Below are 16,240 nucleotides of genomic sequence, written 5' to 3'. Positions count from 1 at the left end.
CTGCCTTATTCTTTTAATTAATAACAACGTTAATTAATGACAAACTGCACCGTATCACAACCAATATTACAAGCACTCAATCGATAACTTCCTGCTTGTAAATCGTCTAATTTCAATTGATTGGTTGGCAGCTTTTGATCATTGAGATACCACACCACCGATTCCAAATTGGCGATCAAAGTAAATCGCTGTCCTGGGTAAGGGAATAACTGCATACCTTGTTTAGGGCGGATGATGTGGATATTTTTTTCAACGCCAACAGAAGCTTGGCTTGCTAATTGATTCCCTGTTTTTTTTGACCAATTCAACAAAGGTTGAGGCCACTGATGCAGTCCTTCAAACCCACTCTGTTGCCGAAGAGTCGGGGGAGTATGATGATTAATGGTCAACGCAGATTGTCGCACCACACAATCCATTGGGTTCACCAACGCCGCATGCAAGCCACTTGGCCAACAGATATTCTCTTGAGTGACCTGATCAGGCTTGGTAACAAAAGATCGATCTTTGGGCAAAAGGTCGAACACATCAAACAACAGTGGTGCCGCTTGGTTTGCCCCAGTTTGTCCAACATAAGGCGCACCATCAGGTCGGCCAATCCAAACCCCTACCGTGTAATCGGCACTGGTTCCAATGGCCCAAGCATCACGATAGCCATAACTGGTGCCCGTTTTCCATGCCACATTACGCTGATAGGCCGCCCTTACCCGATCAGGTGGCGCAATGTCTTTTAGTATTTCATATAAAATCCAACTACTGGCTGGTGATAGCAGCGGTTTACTCACCACACGGTCTTGAGCCTTGAAACGAGGAAACATGCTTTCCCCATTTCTTGCTAACGACGAAAACAGCGTCACGAGATCTTCCAACCGAATCCCAACCCCACCTAAAGCTATCGACAGGTTGGCTTCTGCCACTTTCAAATCAATATCGGCCCCACTCAGTTGATCCATAAACTGCTGTGGCCCAACATGATTTAGCACCTGAACAACAGGCACGTTTTTCGATTTTTGCAACGCATGATCGAGTCGAATTGCATCAGAGAAGCGCCTGTCAAAATTATGAGGGCGATAATCCCCAAACTGACGCGGCGCATCCGTTAACAAGCTGGCTGAGTGCACTAACCCTTTATCTAACGCGACACCATAAATAAAAGGCTTTAACGCAGAGCCAGGCGAACGAACCGCCTGCACCATATCCACATGACCATAGCGATAGAGATCATTAATATCCGCAGAGCCTTTGTATGCCAGCACTTCTCCGTTTTTATTATCCATGACTAACACAGCCGCAGACAAAGGTGCTGACCACTGCTGACTGCGTTGGTGGATCACCTGCTCTACATCCGATTGAATCGTAAAATCAATGAAGGTTTGGATCTCCGTGGCATTATCAGCATGCGCTTTTAAACGTCGAGCTAATAAAGGAGCAAACAGAGCACTGTTATGACGATCCGCGTGTAACGGCGAGGCCAACATACGTTCAAGCTCAGAGGTACGAATATCCATCGCCTCATACACACGGCGTAGCACCTTATTGCGAGCCTTAAGCGCGCGCTCTGGGTGACGATCTGGGCGATATAAACTCGGCCTTTGAGGCACCACCACTAACGTAGCCGCTTCAACAGGACTTAACTCATCAGCGTGTTTGGCGTAGTAACGTTGGCTCGCCGCCTCTACCCCTTCTATATTGCCTCCCATTGGGGTATGAGTTAAGTACAAGTCCAGGATCTGAGATTTACTGTAAGTAAGCTCTAATTGGAAAGCACGAAATATTTGTTCAAGTTTCCCCGCATAAGTCCTTTTATGCGGGTAAAACATGCGAGCCACTTGCATTGTCAAAGTCGAGCCACCAGAGATCACTCGACCATAATACAACTGCTGACCAAGCGCTCGCAGTAACGCTAACGGGTTTACTCCAGGGTGATAATAAAAATACTTATCTTCGTATTCCAGTAAGGCCTGTAAGTAAAAAGCAGACACCTCTTGATGGGTTGTCGCTATACGGTATACCCCTTGTGAATTAGCAAACTGGCGTAACACTTCGCCTTCACGAGAAAACACCGTTGTTGATTGATCAGTACGGCTGGCCAAATCAAGCGGGTACACCTGATTTAGGCCAGCAAACCCCACAGAACAAACCGCAACTAATCCAATAAGAGCGCCTGCGCCACGTTTCATCCACAACAAAAGTTACTTCACCTCATTAATAACAAAACGAGATGGTTTGGTTGTTTCATAGATGAATTTTTCTGGTTGATACATATCCTCTAAATACAAAGCAGGCACCGCTGAACTTCCTGGCGTTTCAGCACGAATGACATAGTTAAACTGATATTCGTCCCCGGATCTGGCATTAAATGCCGCCATTAAGCGATCGTTACGGTATTCCAAAGTTTCAGTGCGGCTCATTGGCTTTAGCTCCGCTCTTAAAATCAAATCGGCACTATCAGTACGATCTGGGTTTTCTAACACGAAACCAGTTGGTAAAAACTCCACTAACATGGCATTTCGTACAGTCTGCCTTAACTTATAGCGCACCGTCACAATCAACTTTTCACCAATGTCTAACGCTTCGCCTTGATACATGCTGCCATCACTGCGGCGATATTCTCTCACTGCGGTATAAAACGGCAAAGTCGACTCAGCGGCCTTAGGATCAGCTAACCCTTTCGTTAATATCTGCACATACAAGTCATGATCATTCGGGTTTACGATCGTGCCATCTTGCTCCACCGACGCGAGGCCAGATCCCATCGCATTTAGCAGTGAAAACTCATTATCACCCGTCGAAACTTCCATGCTCACCGATTGTTGGTTTAGTGCACTTAGCGCCACACCCGCTTGAACCAGTGAAGTTTGCTCTTGAGTACTCAGGTAACGTCGTTCCGCAAACAAATTCACAATGCGCTCTGCCATTTCATTACGCAAGCTTTGCAGTTTGTCATTTAATGTGATCACTTGCTCTAGCTCTGACAACAGCGTCACGATTTTTGCGTAATCACGAATCGTCGAACCGTAATCGTAATCTCGGCTTCTTTCGTGCTTGGTTGTTCGGTACAAATCACTCACTTGTTTGAAGTAATAGTTAGCTTGTGGCTGCGCACCATGAAGTAAAAATGCACCACCTAAATAAGCCGCCGATAATGGTGAACTAATGCCTTTTTCACGACTGAACTTATCTAACTGCCACAACGTGGTGTATTCCAAACGTTGTGTTTTCGCCCCTAACCACGCAGCATAATAACGGCTTGAAGAAAGCTGACTGCGCTGTGGGTACTGCACAATATTCTTTAATGCTTTTTCCAACATGTTTTGTGGCACAAGATTAGGGTATTGCTGCGAAGCTTCCCACAGGAACTCCGTCACATACACACTGATCCATGGTTGCTCTACGCCGTGTTTATTCCACATTGCAAAGCTACCATTGGCTTTTTGCATGGTCGCCAGTCTTAATATTGCCGCTTCTAAGATCTCTCGCTCTGTTTTTTCTTCAGCTTGTTGCTTTTTCAACGGCACTAAACTGTCATCTTTTAATAACCAAGGAAATGCCTTACTGGTGGTTTGCTCTGCACATCCATAAGGGTAGCGGAACAAATCTTCACTGTGATCGAGCACGTTAATTTGTGGCGTTCGTGAGAAGCTCACCGTAGCCACAGGGTTTGAGGATTTTTGCAGACCTGACCAATATTTGCCCGTCACACTGGCAAATGGCTTTTCTTCATCAGATGTTGAACGATGCGCTGGTAGCGTTAATCCATATTTATTGCTGACCACAGGCTGAGTAACACGAACAGGAATAGACCAATCTCGAGTTTGCTTAAAACTTTCCGTTTCTTGGCCGTCTGCTCCTGTTTCAATTGCCAAAACATCAATGGCTAATGAAGCCAGCGAATGAGGTTTACCTGCAGTACTAATATCAAACGGGACAGATAAGAACTGCCTTTCTCCGTCTTTCAATGTTGCCGTAAGTGTTTGCTTACCTGTAAACATCAGCTGCTCTGATCCAGATACCGTTGCCGTCACTTTCTGGGTATTACCAGATTGGTTAAATACCTCCAGTAGAGTTTGACTGCTGTCTCCTGGTGCAAAGAATCGAGGCACCGCCAACTCTGCCACAATCGGAGAAACAATATCCACATCCGACACAGAATACCCGTATTGATCCGCACTGAAGACCGTCGCCACCACTTGCGCCTGACCATTATAATCAGGAATATCCACTGTCAGTTGTGCTTGGCCTTGCTCATCAAACTGCACAGCATCGCTCATGATGGTAATGGTTTTGCTTTCTACCGTGTCGTCTAGCTGCGCATTACTGTCTAACGCCGCATCACCACCATAACGGTGAGTTAAGAAAGAGTCGGGACGTTGCTGATAAATACGAGAATACAGATCAATCACATCAGAGCTGTAACGACGCTGAGCAAAGAACCAATCGTTAATGCTCGGCACTTTATAACGAGCCAGATTAATGATGCCCTTATCCACCAAAGACAACGTCACCCAAGCAGGTTTCGTTGTGGCTTCAGGTAAAGTAACCGTAAACGTGGCAGGTTCAAGCGGGATCAAAGTGTCTTCATAATCTACCTTCACCGCCAATTGACGTGCTTGACGATCAAATTTAACAGGCATCACCGAAAAATAACGACGCGGCATGCCATTATTAGTGCTGACCAGCGTGGCACTCAAGTACACATCATGACGCTTTAAATTTTTATCTAATGGGATCTTAAACTGATGCTCACCAGCCTTGATCTCATGTACTTTCTGCCATTCCACATGGTTAGATTCTAATGAGAAGAACAGGCTACCTGCTACATCACTTTGAACCGTTACCACTGCGGTGTCGCCATCTTGATAATGGGTTTTATCTAAGCTCATGGACAACTGATCAGGCTTTGCTGGTTGTAACTCTTCTGATGCACCCCATCCAGCCCAAAAAGAATAACGCGTCACTAACCCAGCTTCGGTCGTCGCGGTTAAACGATAGCTCCCCCAATCAACGTCTAAGAAGATCGAACTGGCCTTATCTTTCGTTAAAGTTAAAGAGTCAGACACCACTGGCTGCCATTCATTATCGTGTTGTAACTGCCAACCATCAGACTCACTGTAAGTCCAGTAGTAGCCACCACGATTACGCTCAAGCAAGTAGTTCACTTTACCCGACAGCAAGGCTTCCCCTTTACCATCCAGCAAACCAATTCCAAATTCCGCTTTGCTGTATGACGGTACTTCTTCACCCGTAGGTAAAATGCCCGCCAAAGGTTGGCCCGTCCACAACATGAATTGCTTGTTGCGCTGAACCGTCGCACCGCCCGTTTCAAACAATTCAAAATTGAAGCGCGTCAGTACTGGCGACTTCAATAGCGATTGCTTAATAAGAGGCAACGACATCTCTTTCTGACCGTTTTCATCCAATTTAACGGCATCAATATCAGGCACATCTCGCCAATGGCTGATCGAGAAAGCTTCACCCACGAAGAAGTCTTTGTACGGACCTTCAAAATGATTTTTTGGTTGATAGAATGATGAAATACCCACTTTATTGCCATTTGCTGGCGCACCAAATAGGTACATGCCTTCTAAACCCACAGGCAAAGATTCGGTTTTGGTTTGTACCCCTGTGGCAACATCCACCAGTAAATCCATGCGCTCAGGCACAAACTCACTGACATTAAATGAAAATTGATTCAGCGTTTGTTTGGCGTCTTTATGGTGCTTAATATTCGCACTCCAACGGCCTAACGGAGCGCCTTTAGGGATCGAGAAATGATCTTGATAGAAGCCTGTCGCATCCGATTCGGGTAGCCAGCGAGATGTCGCAATTTGACCATCAGGTTTGACGTATTCCACAAACAAACGCTGCTTGGGTAACGCCTCACCATCTTGATCACGAAGTATGATGTTAAGCGGTAACAATTCACCTGGCTTAAACAAGTTCCGGTTGGAATAGGCAAACGCTTCCACTTCTTGCCACTCACGCCCAGTCACTTTAAAACCCGATAAGTCCAGCGGCACTTCTTTTAATGGCAATAAGCTATATTGGTTCTTGTATTGAATCACCAATGAATCGCCAGTTTGGACGTCATAGTTAAACTGATGCTGACTTCCTGGCATTCCCCCCAACTCAACACGCTTTTGATCTTTTTGTAAAATAAACGCGGTTGCACCACGAATGGCTTTGCCTGTAGACAGCGAACTCAGCTGAACATTGAGCTGGTTTTTAAATACCTTGGCTTGGACACCAATGTCCGTAAGCAACACATGAGCAATGGTGTAATTGCTGCTATTAAAATCGCCAGCCACTTTCATCACAACGATATACCAGCCGTCTTTTAACTCTTTTGGTAAAGTAATTGCGGTCTGTACATCTTGGTTTACTGCAGAATGGGGCAAATCAAAATTTAATGTCGTCACCGATTGATAGCTTTTACGCATTCGGTTAAGTCGCCAAGGACTCACATCTTCTTGATAATACATTTCATTAAGCAGTCGAGAAGGATCGGTAACGTGCAGTACTTCCACGGAGATCTGCTCCGCATTCACTGCGGTAATCGGTAGTGTTCGGCTACCTTTCGCAGGCACCACCGGACCACGACCCACCAAACTCACTTGCGGTTCCCGCTCAAAAATAGTGACTTCTTGCTCTCTCGCAACCAAGGTCTCAACATCTTTAGCAATGATCACTTTATAACGCTGGTTCACCGCGACTTGGTCATAAATAAGGGCATTTTGAGCCCCATTAAAAATCCAATCCGTCGATTTTTTAGATGACTGAGATGATGAAGACTTTGTAGGCAGCTTTTGAATCGTTGCCAATTTTTTACTATTAATTTTTCCATCAAACTGCACAATAATCGCAGGTTTTCCTTGGTGGGTATAATTACCAACAAATGTCACTTCGGCTGCATAAGCCTTAGCCATACTCAAAAGTAAAAAACACAGAGTACTCACCCACAGGGCTATAGTTCTCCTCGTCGCCATACATCTCTCCAATTTACTGGTTATTACCATAAAACCCGCCAACCGAGTTGATTATTTTAAATGTACGCAAATTGTAGATGATATGACCAAAGGGTAGATAGCATTTCTAGGCTAAGTATTGTTTTTATAATGAATTTTATGATTTGGTGAGCAGAAATAAAAAGTTACATAAAAACAAATGAGCCCAAAAACATGAAAACAATATTGATAAAAACAACATTAATGCTCATCAAAGAAGTCTTTATTACGAATATATTTACTCATAAAATGATAGGAAAAGGGGCGTAATATCCAACTCAGTATTGATCGCCACAGTCGATTTGGAGTGGAGACATTTTCATAAATTCGACCATTATACAGCCACAACATGCGCCCCACATGCCAATACAATAAAGGAATTGGTGGCATGAAAGTCACAGCATCTAAATCACAGCAAATGCGATAAGTGCACCGAGAAAGGGTATAACGTCGTTCAAAATTTTTACAACCAATGGCTGGCTGCCCAAACGTCACCACACGTTTAATGGCACCTGGGTGCAAACGCTCCAACCAATCCGCCATCACTAACGCAATAGCACCACCAGAAGAGTGCCCAGTAAAAGAAACACGCTTACCCTCTTGAATCAAAGGGATTAGTATCGCAAACAAACGTTCATGCACAGACAAACCCAATGCTTCTTCATTACTACTGGGACGACTTTCTTGCCTTAGAAGGCGATAGAATCCAGCATGAATATGATAATCAGAACCATGCTCCAAACAACGGCACGGCCACAAAAAAAAGTTAAGTAACCAATCCGTTACGCTGTGAGAGCCTTTGATAACCACAATCACTTCCTGTTTATGCTGGCTCCACAAAACGCGGATCATGTTTTTCCCCCAACGATTTTTCACGATTCGGTGCCCTTGAAGCGAAAAAGCATAACGACTTTGGGAGAATTGTTCTGAATACGCTAAATTACACAACACAGCGTAACGTTCGTATTGATAACGCTTCAGCTTTTTCACATCTCTCATCACTCAAAAATACACCCTACAGAGTATAGCCACAGGGTGTACGAGCACTAACGCTGGAACCCAACCACCAGCTGATTTAACTCTACGGCTAAATCTTTTACTTGATCGCAAGTATCACTGGCGTGAGAAGCCGCTTGAGACGTTTGTTGTGCCGATTCAGCAATGGCGACAATATTTTGGTCAATATTATCTGTTACGCTTGTTTGCTGCTCAGAGGCCGAAGCAATAAGCAAATTCTGATCAAAAATACTGGTAATCGACTCCATCATCAGTGCCATGGCTTCTTGGGTTTTCTCTGTTTGCAGTACACTCTCATCGGCACACTGTTTGTTTTTCTGCATCAGATCAACACTGTTTTTAATCCCTTTTTGCAATTGCTCAATGATCACCGTAATTTCATCGGTGGAATCATGGGTTTTCATGGCCAACTCACGCACTTGATCCGCCACAACCGCGAAGCCTCGCCCTTGCTCACCCGCACGCGCCGCTTCAATGGCGGCATTAAGTGCCAATAGATTAGTTTGATCGGTAATATCACGGATCAAATCAATGAATGAGCCAATACGATCACTTTCTTTTTCAAGCGCAACAATGGCATTTTGTGACGACTCAACCCGAGCAGCCAACTCCGTCACGCCTTCGAACATAAGGTGGTTTATCTCTTGCCCTTGTTTAGCGGTCATGTTCAGTTTTTCAGCTTCGTTGGCCGCATTCGCTACGCTAACCGCAATGTCTCGACTAGTTGCAGCCAATTGGTTTGCCGCCGTAGCAACCATTTCAGATTCAGACTGCTGGGCTTCAGCATTTTCTTGAGTTTGAGTGGCTAATGCAGCGGTTTCCGATGAAGAATCGGTTAACTGCGAAGCAATAACACCAACACTGCCAACTAATTTCTGTAGCTTGCTGACAAACTGATTAAACGAACAAGCCAGTTCCGATAATTCATCTTTACCCGACTCATCCATTTTGACTGATAAGTTAGCCTCCCCAGAAGCAATATCTTTCATTAACGCATTAACACTTTTCACTCTAGACGTGACTGAACGTGTCAGCAAAAACAGCAAACCAATGAGAATCGCCCCAGAAACAATGCCAAATGCCATCAGCCTAACTCGGACCAATTGATGCTTATCGGCTATTACCAAACTCAAACTTTGATGGAGAAGCTCGATGTTTTTTTCGACCTCATGAACCGAGCGGCGTAATTGACCTTGAAGACCTAAGTTATGAGAAAAACCAATCACCTCAATGGCATCAACTAAAGACGTGAATGTGTCTCGGTAACGACGTAATCCAGCCCCTAAAGAGACTTGCTCACTGTGTGTCAAACGCGATCCTGAAAGGGACTGCAACAACGCTTGATACGTGCTCTCGAACTGTCTCGCATAATACTTATCACTTCGCTGTAAAAAGTCTTTTTCGTGACGACGTAACGTCAGAAGATGACTGTATATTTTATCATCGCCTGATTTTTGAATAATGTTCTCTAAGAAGTGAGCAGCATCACGAGCATCACCATGTAATCCAGAGTGATGATCAAACCCTGCTTTCATTTTATATTGGGCAATCATCTTAAAATCACGCCAATAATCATCCAGCAAAGACTGCATGTGTTGGATATCACGAGTCCCTTCGACACCTCTCTCATCTAACTGTTGGCTCATGAGAGTAAGCGTCGATTGTAAGCCTGTCAGAGTTTGCTCAAACTTCCCGACATACTTTTCATCCAAGCGAGATAAAAAGTCTTTTTCGTGGCGACGCAGCATTAAGATGTCGTTCTGGCTTTGTAGCATCATTTTGGACGAGCTTTGCAACGTATCGAGCTGCCTAAATGACAATTCAAATACAAAACCAAATAACACCAAAGAAATAACAAGCAATAACGATGTGAAATACAGCTTACCTTTAATGGTAGCGGGTAGAAAAAAGTGCATAGCGCCCCCTTATTTCAAGTAAGCTGCTACCACACACTTCAACAGACTAACTTCATCAATAGATATAATTCTATTAACTATAGATTAAAACCTCTGTTTGTATGCATTCACACGTGTATAAAAATAGAAATATATACTTATAAAATATGAGGTTAAGAGAAGGGTTAAAGAGGTTTTCAAGAAAGTTAGAAGGTAAAAAAACTCCGCGAACCATAAATGGCAGCGAAGTTTTTAGGTTTTTATCTGAATAGCAGAAATTATTCGCTTTCTACCATCTCTTTTTTCGTCCCCATAATTGGAGTCAGTTTAATCTCATATTGATTAAAACTAATGCGACATGGACCATGATCGCGCTTCGTCACCACTTGATCGTCACCAAACTGCAATGTCACCCGAGGAAAAACATGATTTTTTGCGATGATGGCATTGTCTTTCAATAAATCGTTAAATTCTTGCTCTCGCAACTCCAAACGATTTTTGGTGCTGGATAATTCTTCGGCATTTTTTGCCTTCATTTGCTGAATGTTATCCGTCATCTCTTGAGTACGTTCCGCTTTTGGTACCTTCGACAAATCCAGCTCTGCACGCACCACTTTCATGGTATCATCTTGCGCGGCTTTATACGCTTCTTGCAGCTTCTCGATAGACTCTTTGTATTTACCATAACGAGTAAATGCATTCACCAATGTTTCAGTACCCGCCGTCGCCCCCAGATTGACGGTGGTAATATTCTCCGCAGCAAACACCTCACCACCACAAATGGTGCCATTACGCTCTGCGCTGTCCATCACAGTAACCGATTTACCACTACGCACTAAACTGTGCATGGCGTGAAGGCCTAAGTTAATGTCTTTGCTGGCCTGAACATCGGCGTATTGCGTGAACTTAGAAGTTATGCTGCCCGCAGCTTTAACAAAACAAGAATACTCTTCACCTTTTTCGACTTGGTGGCCAATGATCCCTTTCATGGCAACCACATCACCGTGTGCTTGTACATTAGCAGATTCAATGAACCCACCAACAGTCACGCTGCCAGTGGCTCGAACCATCATACCTGGCGTCACATCACCACTGACCACCACACTGCCTTTGAATTTAATATGGCCTGTTGTGATATCAATAGTATTTAGGCATAAGGTATTATCCACTTCTGCACCATGTTCATGAATCCACGGCATGCCAGAGAGGGTGGCAACCAGTAAGTTCGGATCATCTTCCGCAACTTTGGCTCCCTTACCTGCTTTTAATTTCGTGTTCCGCCCTGGTTCGGCTTCGAGCACATTGCCAAGTACGGTAAAACCATGTTTGCCACGCGTCGCTGGGGTACGCTTCATGAGCTTATCCCCTTCATTCACCGTAATGGTTTCACCAAGGTTTCGCATATCCACGCGGCCTTGATCATCCCCTTCGATTTCTTGGGGCTGTAGCACTTGCTCTCTAAAATCTTCAACCAATGGATGGAATTGAGCATCTGCACCATGTTTAGGCAATACGCCTTTCGCAACAAGATGAGAAAACTCCTCCCCAGGTGCTAACTTTTTACTGGCAGCCAGAACACGCTGTAAACCTACCTTAATGATCCCTTTCGCAATTTTTTGTTTTGCTAATGCCGCTATCATTAAATTGCCTTGTAACGGACCACCACCATAAGCTCCAGTCACCGTCATCGTGGCTTGCATTTCATCTTCGTCAACATCGATACGAAAAGACGCATCTTTACGCTCAGCAATAACACGAGATTCACAGCTTAAGCTGCCCTTTAACTCAGTAACAAAACTACTTACCGCCTCTTTATCCACTAAGAAATCTTTTGCGCCAATCTCTTCTAAAGCAACATCGAGATCCACTAATGTAAGTTCTGATTCTAGTTGGAACTGCTCCGGTAATTGAGTAATAACTTGTTGACTGTCCTCAGACAGCTTTATTAGAGATTGCCACATACAGAATTTTCACTTCCCTAGTCAACACAAAGCCAAGTATGTCGTACCAAAAAATAACACAAAGGCCACTTTGTCCCTCTTATTCTTTGATACATATTGAATACATTCAAAGAAATGTTGGCCTCTTTAATCATATCTAATTAAAATATATCACAGTAAAAACAAGCGATCACGGTTAAGTCTCGTGGGTGCAACAGCTCACCTAATCAATCTTTTAATAGATTTTATCGATTGCTGCTATCACTTTTTCCATTTTCCCTTTCACTGATAAATTCGTTACTCTTGGGGCCATTAAATGGAAATAAAAGAGTAGCCAACCATGACAACTTTTACGACCCGCTGTCCTCATTGCCAAGCACTAAATCGCGTTCCTAACGAGCGTGTCACAGAACAGGCCAATTGTGGAAAATGTAAAGATACTTTATTTGACGGTGCGCCATTAGAAGGGACAAGCACGAACTTCAGTCAGCTACTTAATAGCGAACAAGCCGTTGTAGTGGATTTTTGGGCACCGTGGTGTAATCCATGTGTTGGTTTTGCCCCGGTATTTTCAGATGTTGCAAAAGAGCGTACAGGCCAAGCCCGATTTGTAAAAATTGATACCGAAGCACAACAAGCGCTAGGAGCTCAATACCAAATTCGCAGCATTCCAACGGTGATGGTCTTTAAACAAGGAAAAATGGTGGCCACAATCAATGGTGCATTACCAAAAGGTCAATTTAATCAATGGTTAAATGAGCACATTTAAACCCACTATTTTATAACCTAATCACCAACTCTACCTCAGAGCAAATCTTCATGGTTTGCTCTATCTAACTTAGATAAGACCGTTCTTTTAAGCAACTTAGCTAATAACATTTTATTAACTTAATTCCGTTTTTGTGATTCAATTCCAACACGTTACCTTTAATCACAGAACTCGAATGAAACAACTTCCTTGGAATTCCTGGTTACTCGCTTTAGTCCAACCCTTTGTCCTTTCTGTTGGCGCACTGAATGTGTTCCTTGGTGGCATTATTGGCACTGAACTGACTACAAACACTGACTTTGTCACTCTTCCGGTCACGGCATTAATTTTAGGGGTCTCCCTTAATGTTTTCCCTGCTGCAAACATTCAAAAGAAGTGGGGGAGAAAAACCGCTTTTGTTACCGCAGCCACTATCAGCTCACTGGTCGCTTTTCTAGCCGGGTTTTCTATTGAGCAAGAATCGTTCTGGGGATTTGTGGGATGCAGCTTTATTTTGGGCACTCAGCTTGCGTATGTAGGGCAATACCGATTTGCAGCCATTGAGAGCTGCAAAGACGCCAGCGCACACCCAAGTGCCATTAGCTTGGTGCTATTAGGGGGAATAGCGGCTGCCATTGTAGGGCCAGAGCTTCTGAATTTAGGCCAGTTTGTGAATATCTTTGATAGCCAATATGCCAACGCTTACGTGGCACTCGGAGTATTAGAAATCATAGGTGCATTGATTTTATTGTTTGGGATGAAGCCACTTCAAATTCAAGAAAAAGCAGAAACAGATTCTGAAGCTCGTTCACTCGTCACCATTATAAAACAACCCATTTTTTGGCTCGCGCTAGGTTCAGGGTTAACCGCATACGCTGTCATGGCTTTTTTAATGACCGCTACTCCGCTGGCCATGCAACACCACGGTCACGATATTCAACACGCCAAATGGGTGATCCAAAGCCATGTTGTCGCGATGTATTTACCTTCACTATTTACTGCCTTTTTTATTAAACATCTGGGGTTGTATCGCTTAATCAGTATTGGCTGTTTGATCATGCTGGCATGCATTGCGGTAGGCCTAACGGGCCACAGTGTTCACAGCTACTGGTGGGCATTAATCTTACTCGGGGTAGGGTGGAATTTCTTGTTTGTCTGTGGCACGTCTTTATTGCCGAAAGTATATAAAGCCAGTGAGCGTTTTAAAGTACAAGCCACCAATGACTTTTCCATTACCGCTTTTCAAGCTTCAGGTTCTTTAGGGGCTGGCATGGTGCTATTTTCCCAAGGGTGGGAGTGGATGTTAATCGTGTCAATTTTTCCTATCGCTATTTTATTTTTAACCAATTACGTGGTGAAAAAACAAGAGCAAAAGCCCATGACACAAACCGTCTAACTCAGCGCGACGAAAAGACTAACCTAGTTGACCATGGTGATCCGAAGACATGTCCGCTGGATGTTGGCGATTGTGCCACGTATTAAGCATGTCATTTAACATATTCACTTTGGTCGGCTTAGAAAGGTAATCGTCCATTCCCGCATCTAAGCAGCGCTGCCGATCCTCTTTGGTCGCGTTTGCCGTTAGCGCAATAATTGGCATGTGAGCCAGCGCCACATCTTTACGAATGGCTTGCGTGGTTTGAAAACCATCCATCACTGGCATTTGGCAATCCATTAAAATCAAATCAAATTGCTCACCGCTACGAAGCCTTTCCAACGCTAACTCACCATTATCAACCACAGTGAGCTTATGATTAAGCTTCTTCAACATACGCGTGAAGACATTTTGGTTAACTACATCATCTTCAGCCAACAACACCGACATGCAAGCCACACTGTCTAGCTGCTGAGATTTACGTTCAATAGGGCGGATTCTTGCTACACCTAAAAAGTCGGCGCAACTGTCTCTGAGTTCAATCTGTTTAATCGGGCGTGTAATGCGATCAATAACCGTAAACCCTTGGCAGATACTGTCTAACTCATTCAATCGCTGAGCTTGATACATCACCATGATCGGCGTTTTTTCTGACAACAAACGATTTTTAAACTCATACGGCAACATTTGTAAAAATGACTGTTCAATAATCACCAAATCAAAATGATGGCTAAGCATATTGCTGTCATTCACATTACCCATCACCGTCACTTTGCAGCCCCACTGCTCAAGTTGTTTACTCAGGTTTCGTTGATAAACTAATTCTGGCTCACCGAGCAGCACGGTTTTTGAACGCATATCGACATCGTATTCAACACACCCAGCCACAACTTTATCGGGTTCGATTGGCATCGTGAGGTGAACAATAAAAACAGAACCTTTCCCTTCTTCACTTTCAATGGAGATACTTCCCCCCATCATCTCCGCCAATTTTTTACTGATGGCCAATCCCAGACCTGTCCCCCCGTATCGGCGTGTGGTGGAAGAGTCCACCTGACTAAACGCTTTAAATAATTTACTTTGCCCTTGCTGGGAAATACCAATGCCTGTATCTCGGACCATGAACTTCAATTTTTGATTACCCGCAATGGTCGCAGTGCCATCCAATGAAACATGTACGGTCACTTCACCATTGGAGGTAAATTTAATGGCATTATTTGCAAGGTTAATTAAAATCTGACTAAGACGAACTTGATCCCCAAGAACAAAAGGATTCACGTTTGAGTCAAGAAAGCAGGAAAAGTGCAGCCCTTTTTTTTCAGAACCAAAAGCCAAGAGTTCCGTTAAATGATTTAATAAAAAATGTAAATTACACGGGACTTTTTCCAGCTCAATGCTGCCCGCTTCTATTTTTGAAAAATCCAGCACATCGTTAATCACATTCAACAGCGCATCCGCTGAACTATTAATAGATTCAGCAAACGTCGTTTGATCTTTATCGAGTTTCGATTCCAACAAAAAACTGGTCATCCCGATAATGCCATTCAAAGGCGTGCGAATTTCATGACTCATGGTCGCTAAAAATTCACTTTTTGCTTTCGAAGCTTGTTTTGCTCTCTCGGCAAATAATAACGCTTCTTTTTGAGAAAGTTGCAATTCTCTGGTTCGCTCTTCCACTTTCGTTTCAAGCTGTTCTTTATAACTTTGCAGCTCTTGCTGGGCCGCGATGCGTTCGCGGATCTCATTCTGCTGCTCTTTCACTTTTTGTTCTAATTCATTTTTCAGCAAATCAACATGCTGCTTCTGTTGATCCAACTGCATGAATATTTTCACTTTTGAAATAAGGTTGTGGGTATCGAGTGGTTTAAATAAATAATCAACAGCACCAACTTCATAGCCTTTAAAAATGTGCTGTTTACTTTTATTAATGGCGGTAACAAAAATAATGGGAATAAACCGAGTCCGCCCAACTGATCGCAAATACTCCGCCGTTTCAAAACCATCCATGACTGGCATTTGCACATCAAGTAACACAAGACAATACTCATGGCGAGCACATAACTTAAGTGCCTCATTGCCTGAAGCAGCGGTGTGTAATTCTGCCCCAATATCTTCCAGCAAGGTTTCTAACGCCAAAAGATTTTTAGGCTCATCATCAACCATTAAGATTTTCTGTTTAACTTGTTGTGTCATTCATTAAAACCACTCATATCATCACAACATGTAAGCAATCCCCTCACTTATACCTGTAAAACTAGGAACAA

At 43.7% G+C, this 16,240-nt stretch carries 8 protein-coding genes; 2 read left to right on the top strand and 6 right to left on the bottom strand.

Annotated features, from left to right (window positions below; all coding sequences use genetic code 11):
• Positions 1-29: 29 nt before the first annotated feature.
• The 5 genes from pbpC to MHO82_RS13855 all read right to left on the bottom strand — a co-directional run bounded on the left by pbpC (position 30) and on the right by MHO82_RS13855 (position 11,874).
• Positions 30-2,177 carry a penicillin-binding protein 1C gene (gene pbpC / locus MHO82_RS13875; RefSeq protein ID WP_239184611.1) on the bottom strand — a complete coding sequence of 716 codons (2,148 nt, stop codon included), beginning with the start codon at positions 2,175-2,177 and terminating at the stop codon, positions 30-32.
• Between the two features lie 12 nt (positions 2,178-2,189).
• Positions 2,190-6,983: an MG2 domain-containing protein gene (locus MHO82_RS13870; RefSeq protein WP_239184548.1), complete on the bottom strand. Its 4,794-nt coding sequence runs from the start codon at positions 6,981-6,983 to the stop codon at positions 2,190-2,192.
• A gap of 219 nt (positions 6,984-7,202) precedes the next feature.
• Positions 7,203-7,991: a lipase gene (locus MHO82_RS13865; protein ID WP_239184547.1), complete on the bottom strand. Its 789-nt coding sequence runs from the start codon at positions 7,989-7,991 to the stop codon at positions 7,203-7,205.
• A 56-nt stretch (positions 7,992-8,047) separates the two neighbouring features.
• Positions 8,048-9,934: a methyl-accepting chemotaxis protein gene (locus MHO82_RS13860; protein ID WP_239184546.1), complete on the bottom strand. Its 1,887-nt coding sequence runs from the start codon at positions 9,932-9,934 to the stop codon at positions 8,048-8,050.
• A 257-nt stretch (positions 9,935-10,191) separates the two neighbouring features.
• Complete coding sequence (locus MHO82_RS13855) at positions 10,192-11,874, bottom strand: FapA family protein (RefSeq protein ID WP_239184545.1); 1,683 nt, start codon at positions 11,872-11,874, stop codon at positions 10,192-10,194.
• A gap of 319 nt (positions 11,875-12,193) precedes the next feature.
• Between MHO82_RS13855 and trxC the strand changes: the two genes are divergently transcribed.
• Together trxC and MHO82_RS13845 are read left to right on the top strand one after the other, a co-directional pair.
• Positions 12,194-12,622, top strand: coding sequence for a thioredoxin TrxC (trxC, locus tag MHO82_RS13850; protein ID WP_239184544.1), 429 nt, complete (start codon positions 12,194-12,196; stop codon positions 12,620-12,622).
• Positions 12,623-12,797: 175 nt separating this feature from the next.
• The gene (locus tag MHO82_RS13845; protein WP_239184543.1) at positions 12,798-13,997 is read left to right on the top strand and encodes an MFS transporter; all 1,200 of its coding nucleotides are present in this window, start codon (positions 12,798-12,800) and stop codon (positions 13,995-13,997) included.
• 18 nt (positions 13,998-14,015) lie between these two features.
• On the opposite strand, the gene MHO82_RS13840 is transcribed toward MHO82_RS13845, so the two are convergent.
• Positions 14,016-16,169 (bottom strand): response regulator, encoded by a 2,154-nt coding sequence (locus MHO82_RS13840; RefSeq protein ID WP_239184542.1) that lies wholly within the window; start codon positions 16,167-16,169, stop codon positions 14,016-14,018.
• Positions 16,170-16,240 lie beyond the last annotated feature (71 nt).

This window comes from Vibrio sp. Of7-15 (assembly GCF_022347565.1).
Lineage (GTDB): Bacteria > Pseudomonadota > Gammaproteobacteria > Enterobacterales > Vibrionaceae > NORP241.
Note: the sequence above shows the minus strand (reverse complement) of the source record. Positions and strands in the feature narration are given on the sequence as shown.

Coding starts and splice junctions, on each gene's coding strand:
- pbpC (WP_239184611.1), bottom strand. CDS start 2,177: ATGAAACGTGGCGCAGGCGCTCTTATTGGATTAGTTGCGGTTTGTTCT.
- MHO82_RS13870 (WP_239184548.1), bottom strand. CDS start 6,983: ATGGCGACGAGGAGAACTATAGCCCTGTGGGTGAGTACTCTGTGTTTT.
- MHO82_RS13860 (WP_239184546.1), bottom strand. CDS start 9,934: ATGCACTTTTTTCTACCCGCTACCATTAAAGGTAAGCTGTATTTCACA.
- MHO82_RS13855 (WP_239184545.1), bottom strand. CDS start 11,874: ATGTGGCAATCTCTAATAAAGCTGTCTGAGGACAGTCAACAAGTTATT.
- trxC (WP_239184544.1), top strand. CDS start 12,194: ATGACAACTTTTACGACCCGCTGTCCTCATTGCCAAGCACTAAATCGC.
- MHO82_RS13845 (WP_239184543.1), top strand. CDS start 12,798: ATGAAACAACTTCCTTGGAATTCCTGGTTACTCGCTTTAGTCCAACCC.
- MHO82_RS13840 (WP_239184542.1), bottom strand. CDS start 16,169: ATGACACAACAAGTTAAACAGAAAATCTTAATGGTTGATGATGAGCCT.